Genomic DNA, 20524 nt, shown 5'->3' with positions numbered 1-20524 from the left:
TGAGGCGTTGTTACACGCTCTTTACAGCGGCCTCCTAGACATCGAGACTCATGCATGTCTGCCATGCATAGGGGGAGTTCAATGCGAGGTAAGGGACTTATTGCCGCCGGAGTCGTCGCGGCGACGCTCGCCTGGGGGTCGCCCGCTCAGGCCGCGGGGGCCGGGGATTGGACCACCACGTGGGCCACCGCGCCGGCCGCGGCGGTCGGCGGCAACCAGCAGGGGTACGTCGGATTCACCATCCGGAACGTGGTGCACACGACCGTGGCCGGCACCAAGGTCCGGGTGCACCTGTCCAATCGGTTCGGCACCGCGCCCGTGCTGATGGGCCACGTGACGGTTGCCGTCTCCGCGCACAAGGGCGGGCAACGCACCGGCGCCATCGACCAGAGCGACGGCGCGGCGGTGCCCGGCACGATGCGCGACGTGCTGTTCAACGGCCGGTCCACGTTCACCATCCCGGCCGGCGCCGACGTGGTCAGCGACCCGGTCGCGCTGCGCGTCAAGGCCGACCGTGACCTGCTGGTCAGCACCTGGACCCCGCAGCCGTCCGGCACCGTCACCTTCCACCCGGCGGCGATGCAGGACTCGGTGTTCAGCCGCGGGCCGGCCGACCACGCCGGCGACGAGGCGGCCACCGCGTTCGCCGAGCGCACCCAGGTCTGGCACTACGTGAGCGGCGTCGACGTGCAGGGCGGGCCGGGCACCGTGGTCGCGCTCGGCGACTCGATCACCGACGGCGTCACCTCCACCTTCAACGCGAACCGGCGCTGGACCGACTACCTGGCCGCGCGGCTGGCCCGGTCGCCGGTGCCGGACTACGGCATCGCCAACTCCGGGATCAGCGGCAACCGGGTGCTGCTGGACAGCAACTACCCGAACTACAACATCTTCTCGACCTTCGGGCGCAGCGCGCTGGTGCGCAACGGCCCGGACGTGCTGGACCGGGCCGGGGTGCGCACGGTGATCATCTTCGAGGGCGTGAACGACATCCAGCAGGACCCGCACCAGACCGACCCGCAGCAGATCATCGCCGGGCTGGCGCAACTGGCCGCGCAGGCCCGAAACCGTGACGTCCGGGTGATCGGCGCGACCATCATGCCGTTCCGGGGCTGGTTCTCCTGGTCGCCCGAGCTGGAGGCCACGCGGGTGGCGGTCAACGAGTGGATCCGCGCGGGCGGCGACGGCGCGTTCGCGGGAGTGGCGGACTTCGACGCGGTCACCCGCGACCCGGCCGACCCCACGCGGATCCTGCCCGTCTACGACAGCGGCGATCACCTGCACCCGAACGACGCCGGCGACGCGGCGATGGCCGGCACGGTGCCGCTCGGGAAGCTCTGACCGCCGCTATCTGATCCAGGCCGCGGTCACGCCGATCGCGATGGTCACGCCGAGCGCGGCCTGGATCAGCAGCGCCGGGCCCAGGTGCGACCAGAGCGTCGGGATGCGCGGCGTGAGCGGCTGCATGGTGGTGAGATTGACCATCCGGGTCAGGCGCGCCGGCAGCTTGGGGTCGGCCTGCGGCTGCGTGGTCACCTGCACCAGGTCGCCGCGGTGCAGGGCGGACGCCGCCAGATGGCCGTGCATCTCCACCTCGTAGACCTGGCCCAGGTCGTCGCGCAGGCGCACCGGTGTGACCAGGAACTCGGGACCCTTCTTCAGGTCCTTGAAGCGGCGTCGCACGCCCCGGAGCCGGATCAGCGCGCCGATCAGCCGGGCCACGGTGGCGGAGACGAACACGGCCAGCACCAGCGGCTGGCCGACCTTGATCTCGCGGGTGTACGAGGTGCGGAAACCGAGGAACCGGCCGGTGATGATCGGGCCGGCGTGCCGGAGGATCTGCTCGCGGTGCAGCTCGGTGTCGTCCATGCGTTTTATGGTACGAACGGTCACTGTCTGATCACAGAAAGTGAATTTCGGGGATTCACGTGACTGTTTGATCGTTCACCGGGCGGGCATTCCGCGCCGCATGAAGCTTCCGTCCTCACGAGGGCCGGTCTCCGAGGCCCTGATCCGGGCGCTGGCCGCCGCCCCGCACGATGTGTCCGTCCCGATCTCCGCCCCGGACGAAGACGACCTGCAGCTGTCGCTGTTCCTGCTCTACGAGCTGAACTACCGCGGCTGGGACGGGGTGGACGACGCCTGGGAGTGGCAGCCGTCGCTGATCGCCGTGCGTACCGGTCTCGAAGTCGCCTTTGAAGAGCGGCTGACCGAGCTGGTCGGGCCGGTGCGGGCGCCCGATGGGCCGATCGCGACCGAACTCGTCGCGCTGACCAGCGCGGACACCGGCCCGTCGCTGTCGAAATATCTGCGCGGGCGGGCCACCCGCGCGCAGTTCCGGGAGTTCGCCGCGCACCGCTCCGTCTATCACCTCCGCGAGGCGGACCCGCACACCTTCGCGATTCCCCGGCTGGGCGGTGCGGCCAAGGCCGCGTTGATCGAGATCCAGATCGACGAGTACGGGTACGGCCGCGCGCCCCGCATGCACCAGGAACTGTTCAAGCGGACGATGATGGCGCTCGACCTGGACACCACCTACGGCGCCTACGTCGACGCCGTGCCCGCGGCCACCCTGGCGACCAACAACGTGATGTCGCTGTTCGGGCTGCACCGCCGCCGGCGCGGGGCGCTGCTCGGACATCTGGCGGCCTACGAGATGACCTCGACGACGCCGAACCGGGCCTACGGCAACGGATTGCGGCGCCTCGGCGGCGACCCCGAGGCGACCGCGTTCTACGACGAGCACGTGGAAGCGGACGCGGTGCACGAGCAGATCGCCGCCAACGACATGTGCGGGACGTTCGCCGACGCGGAGCCGGAGCTGGCCGGGGACGTGCTGTTCGGGGCGCGCTGCGCGCTGGCGCTGGACGACGCTTGGGCCGCGGGGGTGCTCGCGGCTTGGAAGGCGGGCGGCTCGTCGCTGCGCGAACCCCTGCTGTGACCCCTTTGCTCTGCTTCCTCTGAGGGAGCGGCCGTCCTTGCTCTGCTTCCTCAGCGGGAGCGGCCGTCCTTGCTCTGCTTCCTCAGCGGGAGCGGCCGTCCTTGCTCTGCTTCCTCAGCGGGAGCGGCCGTCCTTGCTCTGCTTCCTCTGAGGGAGCGGCCGCTCTTGCTCTGCTTCCTCTGAGGGAGCGGCCGCTCTTGCTCTGCTTCCTCAGAGGGAGCGGCCGCGCACGCCGGAACGATCCCACGGCCGGCTCAGTCGCGGGGCGGGTCGCTGTCGCGGGTGGTGCCGGCGCGGAAGCCGATCGCCTTGTGGGTGCCGTCGCAGAACGGCTTGATCGCCGACTTGCCGCACCGGCACAGCGCGACCGTGCGACGCCCCGGCTCGATCTCCTCGCCGTCCGGGGTGAGCAGGGTGAAGTCTCCGCGAAGCAGCAGCGGCCCGTCCTCGTAAGGGGTGACGGTCGCGCCGTGGCCGGGTTCACTCATGGCGGGAGGCTGCCCTCCGCCCGGACCGCTCAAACCCGCCGGTGCGCGAGAGGCCGGTGGGACGGATGTCCGCCATGGGGTTACCGATTGCGCGAAACCGGCACGGAGCCGCGTACGAGACGGTGAACTTGGGCTTGACGTGTGTTCTCCCGGCGCGGCCGGGCGGCGCGCCGACGGGTTCGACGGGGGATGAGGGCAGGATGGCATCGACTGGCACTTACGTGAGGCCGGACAGCGTGCTCGCGCGCACCGCTCGCGAAATGGTGGAGGCGCACGCGGGCGGGGCCGGCCCGCGCGAGGGCATGATGATCTGCCCGGTCTGCGGGGAACCGCTGCCGTGCCCGTCCGGGCGAGCGGCGGCCGAGGTGCTCTTCGCCGCCGGGCTCGCCGAGTCGTCCGGCCTGGTCGAAGCGGCCCGCGCCCAAGGCCTCGGGGCCAGCACGCCGCTGGGCCTCCCCGATCTGCCGGCCGCCGGCTCCGACGCGGCAAGATCCTCCGGGTACGCCCCCACCGGCGCCGCCGTCTCCTTCACCACCCCGGCGCCCTCCTTCACCACCCCGGCGCCGGCGGAGAAGCCAGGTGACGCCGCGGCCCTGTCGTCCGGCGAAGTCCCGCCGCCAGAGGCTTCCGCAGAGGATTCGGCCGCGTCGGACGATTCCCCGACCCGGCGCATCGGCGGCGATCTCGTGGAGGCCGCCGTGGATCCGGAGCCGACCCGTGTTGGTGCGAGCGGCGACGGGTCGAGTGCTTCCTCGCACGGCAAGCTGCCGGGCCTGTCCGGTCCGGCCGCGGAGGTCGCCGGGGCGCCGGTCGGTGAGGACGAGCCGAGCGGCCTGGCATCGGAGGGAACACCGCCCCGCCCGGCGGCCGGCCCCGAAACCCCGGCCGACATCGCGAACCCGGAGAACGCGGATCCAACGGGTCTGAGCCGGACCGGTTCGGCGCCGACTGGCTTGGGTCAGGCTACTTCGGAGTCGACCGGTTCGGAGTCGACCGGTTCGGAGTCGACCGGTTCGGAGTCGACCGGTTCGGAGTCGACCGGTTCGGAGTCGACCGGTTCGGAGTCGACTGGCTTGGGTCGGGCTGCTTCGGGTTCGACCGATTTGCAGTCGACCGGCTTGGGTCGGGCTGGTTCGGAGTCGGCTGGTTCGGAGTCGGCCGGGTCTGGGTCGATCGGCTTGGGTCGGGCTGCTTCCGAGTCGACCGGATCGGAACCGACCGGCATGGGCGGGGCCGGCTTGGAGTCGACGGGCGTGCAGTCGACGGGCGTGCAGTCGGCCGGGGTGCAGTCGACCGGCTCGGATCGGACCGTTTCCGGACCGGCAGGGTGGCAGCCGACCGGGTTGGACGAGGCGGGGTCGGAACCGACAGGCCTGCCGCCGGCCCGGATGACACGTCCCGACCTGGATCCGACCGAGCCGGAGCCGGCCGTCGCGCAGCCGGAGCCGCCCGCATCGGAGCCGGTGATCGATCCGCTGCTGCTCGGCCCACCGCTCTTCGACCGCCAGAACCGCCCGCTGGACGCCCCGGCATTCCCGCGGGCGCCGCGCCCCGCCGAAGCCCCGACCGCCGCGGCACAGTCGGCGTTCGCTTCCGCACCGGCCGCCGCGGATCCGCCGCTTCCCGACCCGAACCGCCTCGGCCAGCCCGCCCACGGCCCGCAAGCCGCGCGCGGCCAGAGCGGGTTCCCCATGGCGAGCACTCCGCCTGCCGCCGCGCCGGCGACACCGGCCCAGCCGTCACCCGCACCGCAGGCCGCCCAGCCGGAGAGCCCGTTCCTGCGCTCCCAGCCCGCGCACCCGGGCGCAGGCCTCCTCGGCGCGGGCCAACCGGGTCCCGCAAGCACCACCGCCCCGACGCCCGCTCACCCATCCGCCACGCACCCGGCCGGCGCGCAGCCCGGTCAGCCCGGGGGAGCGCGGCTCGGCCAGGCCGGGGGAGCGCAGCCCGGTCAGACCGGCACCGCCAAGCCGGGTCAGCCTGGGACAAGTCAACCTGGGACAGGTCAGCCTGGTCAGTTCGGCGGCACTCAGCCTGGCGACGCACAGCCCGGCCGGCCCAGCGGCATCCACTCCGGTCAGCCCGGCAGCACCCAGCCCAGCGGCACCCAGCCCGGCAGCAGCCAGCCCGGCAGCAGCCAGCCCGGCAGCAGCCAGCCCGGCAGCAGCCAGCCCGGCAGCAGCCAGCCCGGCAGCAGCCAGCCCAGCGGCGCGCAGCCAGGCCAGCTTGGAGAAGCCCAGCCGGGTCAGTCTTCGGGTCCGCAGTTCGGCCAGTTCACCGCACCGCCCACCGAAACCCTCCCCACCGGCCACCCGCAGCAACCCGCCGCTGCCACAGCGCGCCCACCCCTGGAACCCCCGCAGATGGGCCAGCTCAACCGCCCGCCGACGACCCAGGACCCGCACACCTCGGCCACACCCGGAAGCCGGCCACCCACCGCGAGCCAGCCGGGAGCCACCCACCAGTCGAGCACCGTCTCGAAGCCTCCGGCAGGCGGTCAGCCGAGCGCCGGTTCCGACAGCCCGTTCCTGCCTCGCGCAAGCCAGCAGCCCGGCGCGTCGTCCCAGCCCGGCGCCGGCCACCAGCCGCCGCCGGCAAACCAGCCCGGCACCGCCTCCCGGCCCGGCCAGACCCAGCAACACCCCGGCGCGGCAGCCCAGCCCAGCGGCACCCACCAGCCCCCGACCGGCATTCAGCCCAGCGGAACCCACCAGCCCTCGACGGGCAATCAGCCCGACAGCGTCTTCCTGCCTCGCGCGAGCCAGCAGCCCGGCACGACGCAGCCACCGGCAGGCGGCCACCAGCCACCGAGCGCCAACCAGCCGGCCACCGCCTTCCAGCCCGGCGCGGCCCTTCAGCCCGGCCAGGGCCACCAGCCGCCCTCGGGCCACCAGCCGACCGGCGCCTTCCAGCCGGGCCCCGCGCAGCACCCGGTCGGCGTCCACCAGCCTCCGACCGCCGACCAGCCAGGCACCGCAGTGCACTCCAACCAGGGTCACCAGCCGCCCACGGGCAACATGCCCGGCACGGCGACGCACCCCAACCAAGGTCACCAGCCGCCCAGTGGCATCCAGCCCAGCGCGGCGCAGCAGCCCGTCGGCGGTCACCCTTCGCCCACCGGAACCCAGCCCGGTTCAGCGTTCCAGCCGGGCGCCTTCCAGCAGGCCGGCACCGGCCACCGTGGACCCGAAGGCCACCCGGGCGGCACCCAGACCGCATCCGCGCAAGGGCACCAGGCAGCCACCGCACCGCAGGGCCGTCCCCCACTCGAACCCCCGCAGATGGGCCAGCTCAACCGCCAACCCGCCATGCCAGACGCCGTAACCGGGCCAGCACCGTCGGGCCTGATGCCACCCGCCCCCGCCGCGGCCCCGACCCCCGCCGCGGCCCCGACCCCCGCACCGGGCACCGAAGACCCGGAAGCCGCCCCGAGCGGCCTCACCGGCCTGCCCGCCGCCCCACGCGTCCCCGACCGCCCCGAGCCGGAGCTCCCGCCCGAGGACGCCCCCAGCGGCCTCCCTCGCCGCCCCGGCCCGGACCAGCACTAACAGCAACCTGCGACCAAAAACCGAACGCCGCCGGCCCCGAAAGGCCGGCGGCGTTCGCCGTAAGCGGGTGTTGCGGATATGTGTGCAGAGCAAGGACAGGTCACGCCACGACGAGGCGGGTCCACACCACCTTGCCGTCGGAGAAGGGCAGCACGCCCCAGGACTCGGTGAGTTCGCGGACCAGGCGCAGCCCGCGCCCGCCCGCCGCGTCGAGACGAGGGTCGGCCGGCCGCGGAAGACCGCGGCTTCCGTCGCGTACGGTCAGACAGATCTTGTTGTCCCGCAGCCCCAGCGTGAACTCCATTGTGGTGTGCGCATGCCGCACCACGTTGGCCACCAGTTCGGTCGCGACCAGCGACGCCGTGGCCGCCGCCTCGGACAGCTGCCATGTCCCGCACGCCTGTGTGACCAGCTGCCGCACCTGGCGGCACGCGTCCGGCACCGGCCGCAGCCGCACCCGGATGCGCCGCGGTTCCGGCTCGTCGGCGATCGCGGCCATCGCGTCGTCGCAGCTCTCGGCATAGGTGATCTGCGCACAGCCCAGGTCGTGGCCGGCCGAGCCGGGGCCGCAGACCACCATCGGCACGTTCGGCCACTCGGCGGTCTCGGTCATCAGCGCGGGCAGCACGCGCAGCCCGCGCGGGTCGGTGATGCGGACCTTGCCGAGATCGACCAGCAGGGCTTCGGGCTGCGGGGCGACGATGCGGGCGACGGCTCGGCGCAGTGCGTCGCTGGTCTGCAGGTTGAGCTCCCCGCGCACGCTCAGGACGGCCACCGGCAGGGCTTTCTCCGGCCGGCAGACCAGATGGCTCGCCATTCGCCCCCTCCCACCGATGCGTCCGGGCAGCCCTCGATGCCCGCTGCGGACCATTGATAAACCCTCAGCCGGACCCGAGTCGCTGGTAAAGCCGCTGGTAGGACGCGGCCATCACGGCCGGCGTGAAGCGTCGCGCCGCCTCCGCGCGGCAATCCCGCGGCGACAGGGCGGCCGCCTTGTGCACGAGTTCGCCGAGTTCGTCCTCGGCCGGGGTGAGCAGGCCGGTGTGGTCCTGGTCGATCAGTTCGGGCAGGCAGCCGCGGGCGATGCCGACCACCGGCGTGCCCAGGGCGAGCGCCTCGACCACCGCGGTGCCGCCCGGTTCGTCCCAGCGCAGCGGGAACAGCGCCGCCCGCGCGGTCGCCACCAGGTCGTCGCGGTCGCGGCCGTGCACCATGCCGACCCAGCGCACCCGGTCGCCGTCCACGTGCGGCGCCACCTCGGTGCGCCAGAAGCGCACGTCCGGGTTGTCGTCGTCGCCGGCCGCCGCAAGATCAACTTCATTCTGGTACGGGCCCACGGGCCCCGCCAGCACGAGGTCGAACCCGTGCTCGTGAGCCAGCCGCGCCGCCAGGTCCTGACCCTTGCCCGGGGTGATCCGCCCGAGCACCACCGCGTGCCCGCCCTTCGCCACGTCCGGTCGCCGGTCCGCGTCGGTGGCCAGCGGCGTGGCCAGGTGCACGTGCCCGGCCGAGTGTGCCCGCAGCGCCGCCGGGGCGTGCGTGAGCTGGTCGGCGGAGACCCCGTTCACCCGCAGCCGCGGCCCGGCGTCCAGGCTGCCGTACAGCTCCGGGTGCTTGGTCAGGTCCCAGTGCAGGGTGTGCAGGACCGGCGGGCCGTCCGGGTCGTAGGAGGTCAGCCCGGCCGCCTCCACGTGGTCGTGCACCAGGTCGATGTCGCCGTCGCGCAGCCGCCGGCGCACCCGGTGCTGATGCGCCGGCACGATGCCGCACACCTGGTTGTACGGCCGCTGCAACCGGGCGAACTGGCCGGCCGCGAACACCGACACCCGCTCCTCCACCGGCAGCTCGCTCTCGCCGACCGTGGCCAGCACCACCTCGACGCCCAGCCGGCGCAGCTCGGGCACCAGGGCGGCGATCACGTTCTCGATGCCGCCGTAGCCGCGCGGCGGCACCGCCAGCCACGGCCCCGCGTTGATCAGAACCCGCATGCCGGCACTCCCCGCTGCAGGGCGGCGAGCGGCGGCCGCTCGTCCACGCCGATGTCGCCGACCACGATCTCGCGGTTCAGCCCGGGCATCGCGTGCTCGCCACCGCGCCGGAACTGGGTGAGCACGGTGGACGGTGGCCGCTGGTCTCGGGTCAGGCCGGCCCGGTGCAGCCGGGACCACGCGGTCACCATGATCTGCGCGGACATCCTGCCCAGCGCCTCGGTGTCCTGGTGGCGGTGGTGCCGCTCGCCGAGGTCCACCTGGGCCAGCGCGTCCAGCCCGACCAGCTCGAGCAGGTCGATCAGCATGGCGAGCTCGACGCCGTAGCCGGAGACGAACGGGATCCGTTCCAGCGTGCGGCGGCGGCCCGCGTACTCGCCGGCCAGCGGCTGGACCAGGCCGGACAGTTCCGGCCAGCACAGGCTGATCAGCGGGCGGGCGGCCAGCTCGGTGACCCGGCCGCCGCCGTCCGGCTCGGTGCCGGACGCGTGCCGCAGCGGGCGGTGGTAGAAGCCCTTGACGAACTCCACCGACTGATCGGTGAGCAGTGGCCCGATCAGCCCGGTGACGAAGTGTGCGGAGAAGTCGCGCAGGTCACCGTCGACGAAGGCGACCACGTCGCCGCCGGCCGCCGCGAGGCCGGCCCACAGCGCGTCGCCCTTGCCCTCCATCCGCGGCAGGCCGCGGGTCATCTCGTCCTGCGAGACCACCCGGGCGCCGGCCGCCTCGGCCACCTCCGCGGTGCGGTCGGTGGAGCGCGAGTCGACCACCACGATCTCGTCGACCAGCCGCACCCGGTCCATCAGGCACCGCCGGATGGTCGCCACGATCGGGCCGATGGTCGCCTCCTCGTCGCGGGCCGGCACCACCACGCTCACGGTGGTGCCGCCTTTGGCCCGCACCAGCTGTGCTGCCGGCCAGTCGCCGGCTGAGCTGCTGCGATAGGCCGCCCAGGCCTCCACCACCGGGGAAACGGTCACGTGCGAAGGCCGCATGGCCACCACCTCCGATTCGATGAGAGTCGCTTGGTCGATCGGGGACCGAGTTCCCTGTCCGGACGTCGTCAATCTGAACGGCACATAACAATGTCGATCTCGGGTAAGCGATGACGATGCTGACTCGAGTGGGGATGATCGGCGCCGGTGGCGTCGCGCAACGACATGCGCGGGTGCTGTCCGGGCTGGCCGGAGTGCGCCTGACCGCGGTGACCGACGTACGGCCGGAGTCCGCCGCCGCCCTGGCCGCCGAACACGGCGCCGCGGCCGTGCCGGACGTGCCGGCCCTGCTCGCCGGGGAGCCGGACGTGGTGTACGTGTGTGTGCCACCGTTCGCGCACGGGCCGGCCGAGCGGGCGGTGATCGCGGCCGGGCTGCCGATGTTCGTGGAGAAGCCGATCGCCCTCGACCTGGACACCGCCACCGACCTGGCCGGCCTGATCGCCCGGCGCGGCATTCCCACCGCGGTCGGGCACCACTGGCGCTACCTGGCCGTCGTGGAGCAGGCCCGGGCGCTGCTGGCCGACCGGCCGATCCGGCTGGTCACCGGCGCCTGGCTGGACAAGGTGCCGCCGGTGGCCTGGTGGGCGCGCCGGGACCGCAGCGGCGGCCCGGTGATCGAGCAGGCCGCGCACGTCCTCGACCTGGCCCGGCACCTGGCCGGCGAGGTGACCGAGGTGTGGGCGGCGGGCAACGGCACGCCGCCGCCGGTGGACGGCGCGGACGTGGACGGCGCCACCGCGGCCACCCTGCGGTTCGCGAGCGGCGCGGTCGGCAGCCTGGCCACCACCAGCGTGCTCGGCTGGAAGCACCGCGCCGGGCTGGAGATCTACGCCGACGGGCTGGCGCTGGCGATCAGCGAGACCGAGCTGGTGATCCGGGATGCGGACGGCACGCGGACCGTGGCGGCGGATGCCGAGGCGGCCCGGGTCGCGGTGGATCAAGCGTTCATCTCGGCCGTGCGTGGTGAGGGGGACGAGGTGCGGGTGCCCTATCCGGAGGCGCTGCGCACCCATGCCCTGGCCGTGGCCGTCGCCGAGTCCTCGGCCGGCGGCGGCGTGGTCCGCCCGCGTACCCCGGAGATCTCTCTTGTCTGACGAGCTGACCGTGATCGTCGCCGCGCCCGGCCGGCCGGAGATCACCACCGCGCCCGAAGAGGCCGTGCCGGATCGCGGATTCCGGGCCCGCACCCTGTTCAGCGGCGTCTCGGCCGGCACCGAGCTGAGCTTCGTCAAGGGCGTCCACCCGGCGCTGCACCACGGCTTCGACCCGGAGCTCGGCCTGTTCGGCGGGCCGGTCGGCGAGCCCTATCCGGTCGGCCGCCTCGGCTACATGGAGGTGGCCCGGGTGGAGGACAGCCGCACCCCGGCGTTCCGGGACGGCACCATGGTCGCGATGGCCTACGGGCATCGCACCGCCTACCCGGCCGACCCGCTGCGCGACCGCGTGGTGGTGCTGCCCGCGGACCTGGACCCGATCCTCGGCGTCTACGTCGCGCACATGGGTCCGATCTGCGCGAACGGCCTGCTGCACGCCGCGGCCGACGTGCACGGAACCGAACTCGGCGACGGGGTCCGCGGCCGGCGCGTCGCGATCACCGGCGCGGGCGTGGTCGGCCTGCTCACCGCCCTGTTCGCCCGCGCGCACGGAGCCGCCTCGGTGGTCGTGCTCGACCCGGACCCGGAGCGCCGCGCGATCGCCGAGGCGCTCGGCCTGACCGCGATGGACACCGCCGACGACCCCGCGACGACGCTGAAGACCGCGTGGCGGCACCACGCCGGGGACCGCGGCGCCGACGTCGTGTTCCAGTGCCGCGGACAGGACTGGGCGCTGCACCTGGCGCTGCGGCTGCTCCGGCCGCAGGGCACCGTCATCGACCTGGCCTTCTATCAGGGCGGCGCGGACCAGGTGCGGCTCGGCGAGGAGTTCCACCACAACGGCCTGGGGGTGCGCTGCGCACAGATCGGCCGGGTGCCGCGCGGGCTGGCCCCCGCCTGGGACCGGGAACGCCTCTCCGCGGCCACCGTGGACCTGTTGCGCGCGGACGGCCCGGCGATCCGCAAGCACCTGATCACCGCGGTGGTCCCGTTCGCGGAGGCGCCGCGGCTGCTCGCCGATCTGGCCGCCCGGCGCAGGCACGAGTTGCAGGCCGTGCTCGCGGCTACGCTTCCCCCATGGGGGACGACGACATAACCCGGGTCGGACTGCGAGCGCTCGGTCCCTACCTGCGCATCCATCGCGGCACGCTGATCGTGGTCGCCGTCCTGTCGCTGCTCTCCGCGCCGTCCGCGCTGCTGCAGCCGCTGCTGATCCGCGAGCTGCTGGACGCGATCGGGGCGAGCCGCCCGGTGGCCCGGCTGGTGCTGGCGCTGATCGGCCTGCTGCTGGCCGGCGCCGCCCTCTCCAGCGTGCGCGACTACCTGCTGCAGCGCACCGCCGAGGGCATGGTGCTGACCACCCGGCGGCGGCTGGCCGCGCACCTGCTGCGGCTGCCGATCCGCGAATACGACGCCCGGCGCACCGGTGACCTGCTGTCCCGGGTCGGCGCGGACACCACGCTGCTGCGCGCGGTGGTCACCTCCGGGCTGTTCGAGGTGGCCAGCGGCGCGGTGATGGTGGTCGGCGCGACGATCGCGATGCTGGTGCTCGACCCGCTGCTGTTCGCGGTGGCGGCGGTCGGGCTGGGCGCGGGGCTGACCGTGGCGATCGTGGTGTCCCGGCGGATCCGCCCGCTCTCCGAGCAGGCGCAGGCCCGGCTGGGCGAGATGACCTCGGCGGTGGAGCGGGCCATCTCCGCGGCCCGGACGATCCGGGCCAGCGGCGCGGAGGAGCGCGAGGCCGAGACGGTCGGCGTCGGCGCCAACCGGGCGTACGAGGCCGGCCTGCGCGTGGCCCGGCTGCGGGCGTTGATCGGCCCGGTCGCCTCGGCCGCCACCCAGGGCGCGTTCCTGCTGGTCCTCGGCGTCGGCGGGGCCCGGGTGGCGGCCGGCGCGATCGGCGTCGGCGACCTGGTGGCGTTCATCCTGTTCCTGTTCTTCCTGGTGATGCCGCTGGGCCAGGCGCTGAACGCGTACACCCAGCTGCAGACCGGCCTCGGCGCCCTGCAGCGCATCGAGGAGATCCTGGCGCTGCCCGCGGAGAGCTTCCTGGACGCCACCGGCGACGTCTCGGACCGGCCGGGCCCGGCGATCGTCTTCGACGCGGTCACCTTCGCCTATCCGGGTGGCGAGCCGGTGCTGCGCGACGTGACCTTCGAGGTGCCGCGAGGCAACCGGGTCGCCCTGGTCGGCCCGTCCGGCGCGGGCAAGTCGACGGTGCTCGCGCTGATCGAGCGGTTCTACGAGATCGGCGCGGGCACGATCCGGGTCGGTGGCACGGACATCCGTGAGCTGCCGCGCGACGCGTTGCGCCGCCGGCTGGGATATGTCGAGCAGGAGGCGCCGGTGCTGGCCGGCACGCTGCGCGACAACCTGCTGCTGACCGCGCCGGACGCCGACGACGACCGGCTGCTGGCCGCCCTCGCCCGGGTCAACCTCACCGGCCTGATCACCCGCACGCCGGACGGCCTGGACGCGCAGGTCGGCGAGGGTGGCGTGCTGCTCTCCGGCGGCGAGCGGCAGCGGCTGGCGATCGCCCGCACGCTGCTCGCCGACGCGCCGATCCTGCTGCTGGACGAGCCGACCAGCAACCTGGACGCGCGCAACGAGGCGGCGCTGCGCTCGGCGATCGGCGCGGCCGCCCGGGAACGCACCCTGGTGGTGGTCGCGCACCGGCTCAGCACCGTGATCGACTCGGACGTCATCCTGGTGCTCGAGGCCGGCCGGGTGGTGGCGAGCGGCCCACACGACGTCCTGCTCACCACCAGCCCGCTCTACCGCGAACTGGCGGCGCACCAACTGCTCCTCCCGGAGACGGAGGAGTCGGCACCAACCGTCCAGGAAAGTGAAGTACCGTAGCGCACCATGGGTGTGTCGCAGCGATTCAAGAAGCGCTTCCGCAAGTTCCTGCAGCGTCCGGGCACGACGGTCGATCTCGGCCCGTTCGAGAAGCGGCTGCCCGCCATCGAGGCGCGCGAGGAAGCCCTCAAGGAGCTGGACGACGCGGCGCTCACCGAGGCGGCCGGCAAGGCGAGCGACTTCACCGAGATCTGCGCCGTAGGCCGGGAGGCCGCCCGGCGCGCCCTGGACGAGCGGCCGTTCGACGTGCAGCTGCTCGGCGCGATGGCGCTGCTGGCCGGCAAGGTCGCCGAGATGGCCACCGGTGAGGGCAAGACGCTGACCGCCACCATCGCGGCCTACGGTCATGTCCGCCTCGGCCACGGCCCGGTGCACGTGGTCACGGTGAACGACTACCTGGCCCGTCGCGACGCCACCTGGATGGAGCCGATCTACACCCTGCTCGGCTGCACCGTCGGTTGGGTCACCGAGACGTCCACCCCCCAGGAGCGCCGCGAGGCCTACCTGGCCGACGTCACCTATGTCTCGGTCTCCGAGGCCGGCTTCGACTACCTGCGCGACCAGCTGGTCACCGACGTGGCCGACCGGGTGCAGCGCGACCTCGCCACGGCCATCGTGGACGAGGCCGACTCGATCCTGATCGACGAGGCCCGGGTGCCGATGGTGCTGGCCGGCAGCCTGTCCTCCGAGGCCGACCCGGTGCACGAGGCGGCCGAGCTGGTCCGCGAGCTCAAGGCCGGCAAGGACTACGAGGCCGCCGACGACGGCCGCAGCGTCGCCTTCACCGAGGCCGGTCTGCAGAAGCTAGAGGCCAGGCTGGGCATCGACCTCTATGCGGACGACCAGACCGAGCACCTCTCCGCGCTGAACGTCGCGCTGCACGCGCACGCCCTGCTGCGCCGCGACGTCGACTACATCGTGCGCGGCGGCAGCGTCGAGCTGATCGACGAGATGCGCGGCCGGGTGGCCCAGCGCCGCCGCTGGCCGGACGGCCTGCAGGCCGCGGTCGAGGCGAAGGAGGGCCTGACCGCCACCGCCGAGGGCGAGGTGCTGGACACGATCACCGTCCAGGCCTATGTGGCTCTCTACAAGACCGTCTGCGGCATGACCGCGACCGCCGTGCACGTCGGCGAGCAGCTGCGCGAATACTTCAAGCTCGAGGTCGCGGTGATCCCGTCGAACACCGAGAACATCCGTGAGGACGAGCCGGACCGGATCTACTCGGCACACGACACCCGCGACGAGGCCCTGGTCGAAGAGATCAAGATCGCCCACGACAAGGGCCGCCCGGTGCTGATCGGCACCCTCGACGTGAAGGCGTCCGAGCTCCTCGCCAAGCAGCTCGCCGCGGTGGGCGTGCCGAGCGTGGTGCTCAACGCCAAGAACGACGACGAGGAAGCCCAGATCATCGCCGAGGCGGGCGCGCTCGGCGCGGTCACCGTCTCGACCCAGATGGCCGGTCGCGGCGTCGACATCCGGCTCGGCGGCAGCGACGAGAAGGACCGCGACAAGGTGGTCGAGCTGGGCGGGCTCTTCGTGGTCGGCAGCGGCCGGCACGACAGCCGCCGGGTCGACGACCAGCTCCGCGGCCGCGCCGGCCGGCAGGGCGACCCGGGCGGCTCGGTGTTCTTCGTCAGCCTCGAGGACGACCTGGTGGTCCGGCACGCCGGCGACATCCTGCCGGCCTCGCCGCGGATGGACATGGACGGCGTCGTGCACGACGACGCGGTGGACTACGCGGTCGAGCACGCCCAGCGGGTCGCCGAGGGCGTCAACCACGAGATCCACCGCAACACCTGGCGTTACAGCGTGGTGATCGAGCAGCAGCGGGTGGCGATGGCCGAGCGCCGCGAGCGGCTGCTCACCTCCGAGGTGGCGACGATCATGCTGCTCGAGCGCTCCCCGGAGAAGGCCAAGGAGACCGACGAGGACGTGCTCTCCGACGCCGCCCGGTCGATCGCGCTCTTCCACCTCGACCGGCTCTGGGCCGAGCACCTGGCCGAGCTCAACGAGGTGCGCGAGGGCGTGCACCTGCGGGCGCTGGGCAAGCTCGACCCGCTGGACGAGTTCCACCGGGCCGCGGTGCCGGCGTTCCAGAAGGTGTTCACCGAGATCGAGCAGCGCACCATCGCCACCTTCGAGGAGGTCGACCTCTCCGACGGGTGGCAGCCGGACCGCGCCGAGATCGTGCGGCCCAGCGCCACCTGGACCTACCTGGTGCACGACAACCCGTTCGGCTCCGAGCTCGACCGCCTGATCGCCGCGGTCGGCCGCCGCCTGACCTCGACCGGCAACTAGCTGTGTGACGGGCCCGCATGGTGGGCGGCGAGGATGTCCCCGCCGAACTCGCCGTGCGGGCGCCGCAGCACACTGTGCGCGTGGTTGCCGTCCACAGTGGTGTTGTCGAATTCGATGAGCAGGTCGTCGCCCTGGATCCGGTAGTAGTGCGCGGTTCCCGGGCCGGGCGGGCCCTCCCACGCGAAGTGCAGATCGCCGGTGCCCAGCGGGATCGCGGACCGGCCGAGATAGACACCGACCAGCTCGTCGAGCATCTCCCGGGCGGCCGGCGGCAGGTCCGCCCGCGGCACGCCGAGCGGCTCGATGGCCGCCGCCGACGGCCGCGGTCCGGAGTGGATGTCATAGGGCGCCGCGTCCGCCACCACGGCCCGGTCACGCAGCCCGGCCGGCAGGGCGAGCAGCAGTTCGCGGCCCAGGTCCTCCTCGACGCCCAGCGGGCGCAGCACCGGGCGGCCGGCCAGGTCGACGCGGGCCGGGTTGGCGCCCAGGAAGATCGGCGCCGGTGACACCACGCCGTTCACCACGGTCATCGTGACCGACAGGTGGTGGCCCTCGAACCGCCACGCCCAGCGGTCGTCGCCGGGCGTGCCGAACAGCACCACCCGGTAGTCCTCGCTGTGCCGGCCGCGCTGCCACTCCTCCCGCCGGTCCAGCACCTCCTCGAGGGCGATCACGGCCATCGCCTGCGCGTAGGCCGGCGGGCTCAGCGCGGTGGCGAGCAGCCGGTGCGCGGCCTTACGGGCGGCCGGGCCCATGTCCGCGAGCAGCAGCCCGGGCCGGTACTGCGGGCGGTACTCCAGCCAGCGGCGCTCGCCGTGCTCGAACGGGCGGCAGGCGTCCTCCCGCTGCGCGTCGTCCAGCAGGGTGAGCAGGGCGGTGGCCTCGGATTCCTGGAGCACCACCGGAGGGTAACCTTCCGGGCTGTGGGTGACAGCGTCTACGTCGGCCAGGCGGGTGCGGACGGTGCCCGTAACCAGGGCTGGTTGCTCGGTCATTTCATGCCGCCCGGGCATCTGCTCCATTCCGAGGACGTCGAGATCAAGTGGGGTGTGCACCCGCCCGGCGACCGGCGCGCGGCGTGGGCCACCGACGAGACCCGCACCGCGCTGCTGGTGCTGATCCACGGCGCTTTCGACATCGAGTTGCGCGACCGCACGGTGTTGCTGCGCAAGCCCGGCGACTACGTGGTGTGGGGGCCGGGGGAGGACCACTCCTGGCAGGCCGGTGACGAGGAGACCGTCGTACTCACCGTGCGTTGGCCCTCGGTTCCCGGCTGGCGTCTGCCGCGTGACGATTAAACAAACGTCGGATTGGTGACGGAAATCGCACTCGGAAACGCGTCTTACCCGACTGCGGTTCGTAGCACGATCGCGCTACTGTTTGCGCTGCCACGGGTGGGGAAATGCATTTTCCCCACCATTCTGGTTCGCCAACGGGGAGGGCACGACCATGCCGGTCACGGCAGTCAAGCGGCGGCACAGCACCCGGCCCGCGCGAGTGCCCGCCGCACGTCGTGCGGCCGACCTGGCGAGTGCGGCCGACACCGAAACCGCCACCGCGACCATCGAGCCGCCGGCGGTGACGCTGACCATCAGCATCCCGATCACCGACGACGCGCTGAGCCCGCAGGCGCAGCGGCTGATCGACGCCGTGCGTGACCTGGCCGCCGTCGGCGGCCGCGTGGTCACCACCGAGGCGCCGGCCGTGCCCGCGCCGCGGCACCAGGAGCAGCCCGGCGACGGCCCCGAGGTGCGCCTGCTGACCGCGTCGCGCCGCGTGCTGGTCGACGGCGAGGCGTTGCCGCTGACCCGGCTCGAGTTCGAGCTGCTGCACTTCCTGGCCGGCAACCCGCGCCGGGTGTTCTCCCGGGCCCAGCTGCTGACCGGCGTGTGGGGTTACGAGCACACCGGCGAGCGCACGGTCGACGTGCACGTCCGCCGCCTCCGGCTGAAGCTCGGCCCCCAGGTCCCGCTGATCACGACGGTCTACGGCGTGGGCTACCGCCTGTCCGACGACGCCCACATCGTGGTCCTCCCGCACGACTAGGTTTTGCGGGTCCGCCCGGTCTCGCCCGAGACCCTCACCGAGGAAGTGGCCACCCGCCTGGCCGCCACCGACCCCGGTGCGTTCGTCCGGGTGGCCGTGGACGGCGCTCCCGCGGCCGAGCCCGCGGCCTTCGCCGACGCCCTGGTCGACCCGCTGCGAGTCCGCGGCCGCCCGGCGGTGCGGATCAGCACCGACGACTTCCTCCGTCCCGCCTCCGTGCGCCTGGAGTTCGGCCGCACCAACCCCGACACGTTCTATGCCGGCTGGGTGGACGAGGCCGGCCTGCGCCGCGAGGTGCTCGACCCGGCCGGCCCGGGTGGCTCCGGCCGGGTGCTCACCCGGCTGTGGAACGCGGCCACCGACCGGGCCGCCCGGGAGCCCTACGTGGCGTTGCCGCCCGGCGCGGTGGTGATCGTCAGCGGCGCGCTGCTGCTCGGCGCCGGGCTGCCCTTCGAGTTCACCGTGCACCTCGACGTCTCGCCCGCGGCACTCGACCGGCGCACCGCCGCCGACCAGCGGTGGACGCTGCCGGCGTACGTCAGATATCGGGACGAGGTGGACCCGTCGGCCTTCGCCGACCTGGTCGTGCGGGTCGATGATCTGAAGCATCCGGCGGTCGTCGAAGAGGGATTCTAGGTCCTACGTTCTGGACGTCCCACACGTCCGTCACCTGCGATGCGAAGACGCGTTCGCGCGGTCCGTAGCGGAAACCCACACGGACAGTTATGCTCCGACTACTTTTCAGCGAAGATCCCGTTTGGGAACTTCCGCGGTGGGTATCAGGCGGCTCCACGGTGCGGGAGCTCGGCTGCGGGGGAGCCCACCGGCAAGGGGCAGAGGGAAGGGCAGGGGGAACGCATGCTCGTCAATGGAGCAGTGATCGCGGGTAAGGGTGCCGAGACCGCCAAGGGGCGTTCCGCGGAGGACATCGAGCAGATCCGGGTGGTGCTGCGGGAGCGGTTCGACGCCCTCGACAGCGAGTACTCCCAGGCCGTGGCGGAGAACCAGAAGTTGCGGCTGGTCGAGATCGGCGACGCGGCCGGCGACGATCAGGCGGACAGCGGATCCAAGACGGCGGAACGGGACGCGGCCACTTCGCTGCTGCGCACCCTGCTGGACCGCCGCGAGCAGGCCGAGCTGGCCCTGCAGCGGCTGGACGAGGGCACGTACGGGAACTGCGAGGGGTGCACGAAGCCCATCCCGGTGGCCCGTCTCGAGGTCTTCCCGTCCGCCACCACCTGTGTGGCCTGCAAGTCGACGCGCGAGCGCCGCGCCGGCTGACCCCGACCGACGTCAACCGGTCCGTCGCCTGCGAAGGTCGGCGGACCGGTTTAGATTCCAGGTCATGGGCGAGATCGAGGTCGGCACGGCCTCCTGGACGGACCGCACGCTGCTGGACTCGGGCTGGTACCCGCAGACCGCGGACAACCCGGAGAAACGCCTGGCCTATTACGCCCGGCAGTTCCCGGTGGTCGAGGTCGACTCGACCTATTACGGGCCGCCGAGCGAGCAGACCACGCGGCTGTGGGCCGAGCGCACGCCGGCCGGCTTCACCTTCAACATCAAGGCGTTCAGCCTGCTCACCGGGCATCCGACCAAGGTTTCCGCGATCTACAAGGATCTGCGGCCGGAAACGGACAAGAAGAACGTCTACCCGGCCGACCTGCCCCCGCAGACGTACGAGGAGATCTGGTCCCGCTTCCTGAGCGCCCTGGACCCCCTGGTCGAGGCGGGCAAGCTGGGCGCCCTGCTGTTCCAGTTCCCGCCGTGGTTCGGCATCCGCAAGTCCAACAAGGAGTACATGCTCGAGGTCGCGGCCCGGTGCAAGCCGCTGCGCCCGGTCTTCGAGCTGCGCAACGCCTCCTGGTTCGAGGGCGCCAACCAGAACGAGACGCTCGACTTCCTGCGCGCCCACCGGCTGCCGTTCGTCAGCGTGGACATGCCGCAGGGGCATCGCTCCTCGATCCCGCCGGTGGTGGAGGCGACCGCCGATCTCGCTGTGGTGCGCTTCCACGGGCACAGCGACAAATGGACGAGCAAGGACATCCACGAGAAATTCGGCTACCGCTACTCCGACGACGAACTCGGCGCGTGGGCCCCGAGACTGAAGGAACTCGCAGCTCAGGCCGACACCACGCAGGTCTTCATGAACAACTGCTACTCCGACTACGCCCAGCGGAACGCAAGCACACTAATGGGGCTCTTGAGCGATTAGTGCACCGTTGTCGTACCGTACCCCGGGAAGTTCCGGTGAACGGAGGGAG

At 72.8% G+C, this 20524-nt stretch carries 18 protein-coding genes; 12 read left to right on the top strand and 6 right to left on the bottom strand.

The window, feature by feature from the left end; translation table 11 throughout:
* Nucleotides 1–81 precede the first annotated feature (81 nt).
* Nucleotides 82–1341: an SGNH/GDSL hydrolase family protein gene (locus ACZ6TI_RS43845; RefSeq protein WP_465351218.1), complete on the top strand. Its 1260-nt coding sequence runs from the start codon at nt 82–84 to the stop codon at nt 1339–1341.
* Between the two features lie 6 nt (nt 1342–1347).
* On the opposite strand, the gene ACZ6TI_RS43840 is transcribed toward ACZ6TI_RS43845, so the two are convergent.
* The gene (locus tag ACZ6TI_RS43840; RefSeq protein ID WP_465351217.1) at nt 1348–1869 is read right to left on the bottom strand and encodes a hypothetical protein; all 522 of its coding nucleotides are present in this window, start codon (nt 1867–1869) and stop codon (nt 1348–1350) included.
* A 100-nt stretch (nt 1870–1969) separates the two neighbouring features.
* Here ACZ6TI_RS43840 and ACZ6TI_RS43835 point away from each other — a divergent pair, with 100 nt between their 5' ends.
* Nucleotides 1970–2941 (top strand): iron-containing redox enzyme family protein, encoded by a 972-nt coding sequence (locus ACZ6TI_RS43835; RefSeq protein ID WP_465351216.1) that lies wholly within the window; start codon nt 1970–1972, stop codon nt 2939–2941.
* A 254-nt stretch (nt 2942–3195) separates the two neighbouring features.
* Here the strand turns inward: ACZ6TI_RS43835 and ACZ6TI_RS43830 are convergent, their stop codons facing one another.
* Nucleotides 3196–3429, bottom strand: a complete 234-nt coding sequence (locus ACZ6TI_RS43830; protein WP_465351215.1) for a CDGSH iron-sulfur domain-containing protein — start codon at nt 3427–3429, stop codon at nt 3196–3198.
* A 260-nt stretch (nt 3430–3689) separates the two neighbouring features.
* Between ACZ6TI_RS43830 and ACZ6TI_RS43825 the strand changes: the two genes are divergently transcribed.
* Entirely contained in the window at nt 3690–6977 is a 3288-nt protein-coding gene (locus ACZ6TI_RS43825) for a hypothetical protein (RefSeq protein WP_465351214.1), read from the top strand.
* Between the two features lie 100 nt (nt 6978–7077).
* Here ACZ6TI_RS43825 and ACZ6TI_RS43820 read toward each other — a convergent pair whose 3' ends face one another.
* From ACZ6TI_RS43820 to ACZ6TI_RS43810, 3 genes are all read right to left on the bottom strand, one after another.
* The gene (locus tag ACZ6TI_RS43820; RefSeq protein WP_465351213.1) at nt 7078–7794 is read right to left on the bottom strand and encodes an ATP-binding protein; all 717 of its coding nucleotides are present in this window, start codon (nt 7792–7794) and stop codon (nt 7078–7080) included.
* Nucleotides 7795–7858: 64 nt separating this feature from the next.
* The gene (locus tag ACZ6TI_RS43815) at nt 7859–8965 is read right to left on the bottom strand and encodes a glycosyltransferase (protein WP_465351212.1); all 1107 of its coding nucleotides are present in this window, start codon (nt 8963–8965) and stop codon (nt 7859–7861) included.
* A complete protein-coding gene (locus ACZ6TI_RS43810) occupies nt 8953–9960 on the bottom strand; it encodes a glucosyl-3-phosphoglycerate synthase (RefSeq protein WP_465351211.1) in 1008 nt (335 codons plus the stop codon). Before ACZ6TI_RS43810 ends, ACZ6TI_RS43815 begins: the two co-directional genes overlap by 13 nt.
* A gap of 116 nt (nt 9961–10076) precedes the next feature.
* Here ACZ6TI_RS43810 and ACZ6TI_RS43805 point away from each other — a divergent pair, with 116 nt between their 5' ends.
* The 4 genes from ACZ6TI_RS43805 to secA2 are packed head-to-tail and all read left to right on the top strand — an operon-like array spanning nt 10077 to nt 16214.
* Nucleotides 10077–11057 carry a Gfo/Idh/MocA family protein gene (locus tag ACZ6TI_RS43805; protein ID WP_465351210.1) on the top strand — a complete coding sequence of 327 codons (981 nt, stop codon included), beginning with the start codon at nt 10077–10079 and terminating at the stop codon, nt 11055–11057.
* Nucleotides 11050–12153 carry a zinc-dependent alcohol dehydrogenase gene (locus tag ACZ6TI_RS43800; RefSeq protein WP_465351209.1) on the top strand — a complete coding sequence of 368 codons (1104 nt, stop codon included), beginning with the start codon at nt 11050–11052 and terminating at the stop codon, nt 12151–12153. Before ACZ6TI_RS43805 ends, ACZ6TI_RS43800 begins: the two co-directional genes overlap by 8 nt.
* Entirely contained in the window at nt 12135–13916 is a 1782-nt protein-coding gene (locus ACZ6TI_RS43795) for an ABC transporter ATP-binding protein (protein WP_465351208.1), read from the top strand. Before ACZ6TI_RS43800 ends, ACZ6TI_RS43795 begins: the two co-directional genes overlap by 19 nt.
* Before the next feature lie 6 nt (nt 13917–13922).
* The gene (secA2, locus tag ACZ6TI_RS43790) at nt 13923–16214 is read left to right on the top strand and encodes an accessory Sec system translocase SecA2 (RefSeq protein WP_465351207.1); all 2292 of its coding nucleotides are present in this window, start codon (nt 13923–13925) and stop codon (nt 16212–16214) included.
* Here secA2 and ACZ6TI_RS43785 read toward each other — a convergent pair.
* Nucleotides 16211–17113 carry a DUF3500 domain-containing protein gene (locus ACZ6TI_RS43785; RefSeq protein ID WP_465351206.1) on the bottom strand — a complete coding sequence of 301 codons (903 nt, stop codon included), beginning with the start codon at nt 17111–17113 and terminating at the stop codon, nt 16211–16213. The genes secA2 and ACZ6TI_RS43785 overlap by 4 nt on opposite strands.
* Nucleotides 17114–17137: 24 nt before the next feature.
* On the opposite strand from ACZ6TI_RS43785, the gene ACZ6TI_RS43780 reads away from it, so the two are divergent.
* From ACZ6TI_RS43780 to ACZ6TI_RS43760, 5 genes are all read left to right on the top strand, one after another.
* A complete protein-coding gene (locus ACZ6TI_RS43780) occupies nt 17138–17512 on the top strand; it encodes a signal peptidase I (RefSeq protein ID WP_465351205.1) in 375 nt (124 codons plus the stop codon).
* Nucleotides 17513–17663: 151 nt separating this feature from the next.
* Nucleotides 17664–18260: a winged helix-turn-helix domain-containing protein gene (locus ACZ6TI_RS43775; RefSeq protein ID WP_465351204.1), complete on the top strand. Its 597-nt coding sequence runs from the start codon at nt 17664–17666 to the stop codon at nt 18258–18260.
* 3 nt (nt 18261–18263) lie between these two features.
* On the top strand, nt 18264–18896 hold the full coding sequence (locus tag ACZ6TI_RS43770; protein WP_465351203.1) for a nucleoside/nucleotide kinase family protein: 633 nt from the start codon (nt 18264–18266) through the stop codon (nt 18894–18896).
* 222 nt (nt 18897–19118) lie between these two features.
* Nucleotides 19119–19541, top strand: coding sequence for a TraR/DksA family transcriptional regulator (locus tag ACZ6TI_RS43765; RefSeq protein WP_465351202.1), 423 nt, complete (start codon nt 19119–19121; stop codon nt 19539–19541).
* Nucleotides 19542–19605: 64 nt separating this feature from the next.
* Nucleotides 19606–20475, top strand: coding sequence for a DUF72 domain-containing protein (locus ACZ6TI_RS43760; RefSeq protein WP_465351201.1), 870 nt, complete (start codon nt 19606–19608; stop codon nt 20473–20475).
* Nucleotides 20476–20524 lie beyond the last annotated feature (49 nt).

Source organism: Actinoplanes sp. NPDC051388 (assembly GCF_055586225.1).
The sequence above is the reverse complement of the archived record's forward strand: the minus strand, read 5'-3'. Positions and strand labels throughout refer to the sequence as shown.

Coding starts and splice junctions, on each gene's coding strand:
- ACZ6TI_RS43805 (WP_465351210.1), top strand. CDS start 10,077: ATGCTGACTCGAGTGGGGATGATCGGCGCCGGTGGCGTCGCGCAACGA.
- ACZ6TI_RS43820 (WP_465351213.1), bottom strand. CDS start 7,794: ATGGCGAGCCATCTGGTCTGCCGGCCGGAGAAAGCCCTGCCGGTGGCC.
- ACZ6TI_RS43775 (WP_465351204.1), top strand. CDS start 17,664: ATGCCGGTCACGGCAGTCAAGCGGCGGCACAGCACCCGGCCCGCGCGA.
- ACZ6TI_RS43840 (WP_465351217.1), bottom strand. CDS start 1,869: ATGGACGACACCGAGCTGCACCGCGAGCAGATCCTCCGGCACGCCGGC.
- ACZ6TI_RS43765 (WP_465351202.1), top strand. CDS start 19,119: ATGCTCGTCAATGGAGCAGTGATCGCGGGTAAGGGTGCCGAGACCGCC.
- ACZ6TI_RS43810 (WP_465351211.1), bottom strand. CDS start 9,960: ATGCGGCCTTCGCACGTGACCGTTTCCCCGGTGGTGGAGGCCTGGGCG.
- secA2 (WP_465351207.1), top strand. CDS start 13,923: ATGGGTGTGTCGCAGCGATTCAAGAAGCGCTTCCGCAAGTTCCTGCAG.
- ACZ6TI_RS43815 (WP_465351212.1), bottom strand. CDS start 8,965: ATGCGGGTTCTGATCAACGCGGGGCCGTGGCTGGCGGTGCCGCCGCGC.
- ACZ6TI_RS43795 (WP_465351208.1), top strand. CDS start 12,135: ATGGGGGACGACGACATAACCCGGGTCGGACTGCGAGCGCTCGGTCCC.
- ACZ6TI_RS43760 (WP_465351201.1), top strand. CDS start 19,606: ATGGGCGAGATCGAGGTCGGCACGGCCTCCTGGACGGACCGCACGCTG.
- ACZ6TI_RS43825 (WP_465351214.1), top strand. CDS start 3,690: ATGGTGGAGGCGCACGCGGGCGGGGCCGGCCCGCGCGAGGGCATGATG.
- ACZ6TI_RS43845 (WP_465351218.1), top strand. CDS start 82: ATGCGAGGTAAGGGACTTATTGCCGCCGGAGTCGTCGCGGCGACGCTC.
- ACZ6TI_RS43830 (WP_465351215.1), bottom strand. CDS start 3,429: ATGAGTGAACCCGGCCACGGCGCGACCGTCACCCCTTACGAGGACGGG.
- ACZ6TI_RS43835 (WP_465351216.1), top strand. CDS start 1,970: ATGAAGCTTCCGTCCTCACGAGGGCCGGTCTCCGAGGCCCTGATCCGG.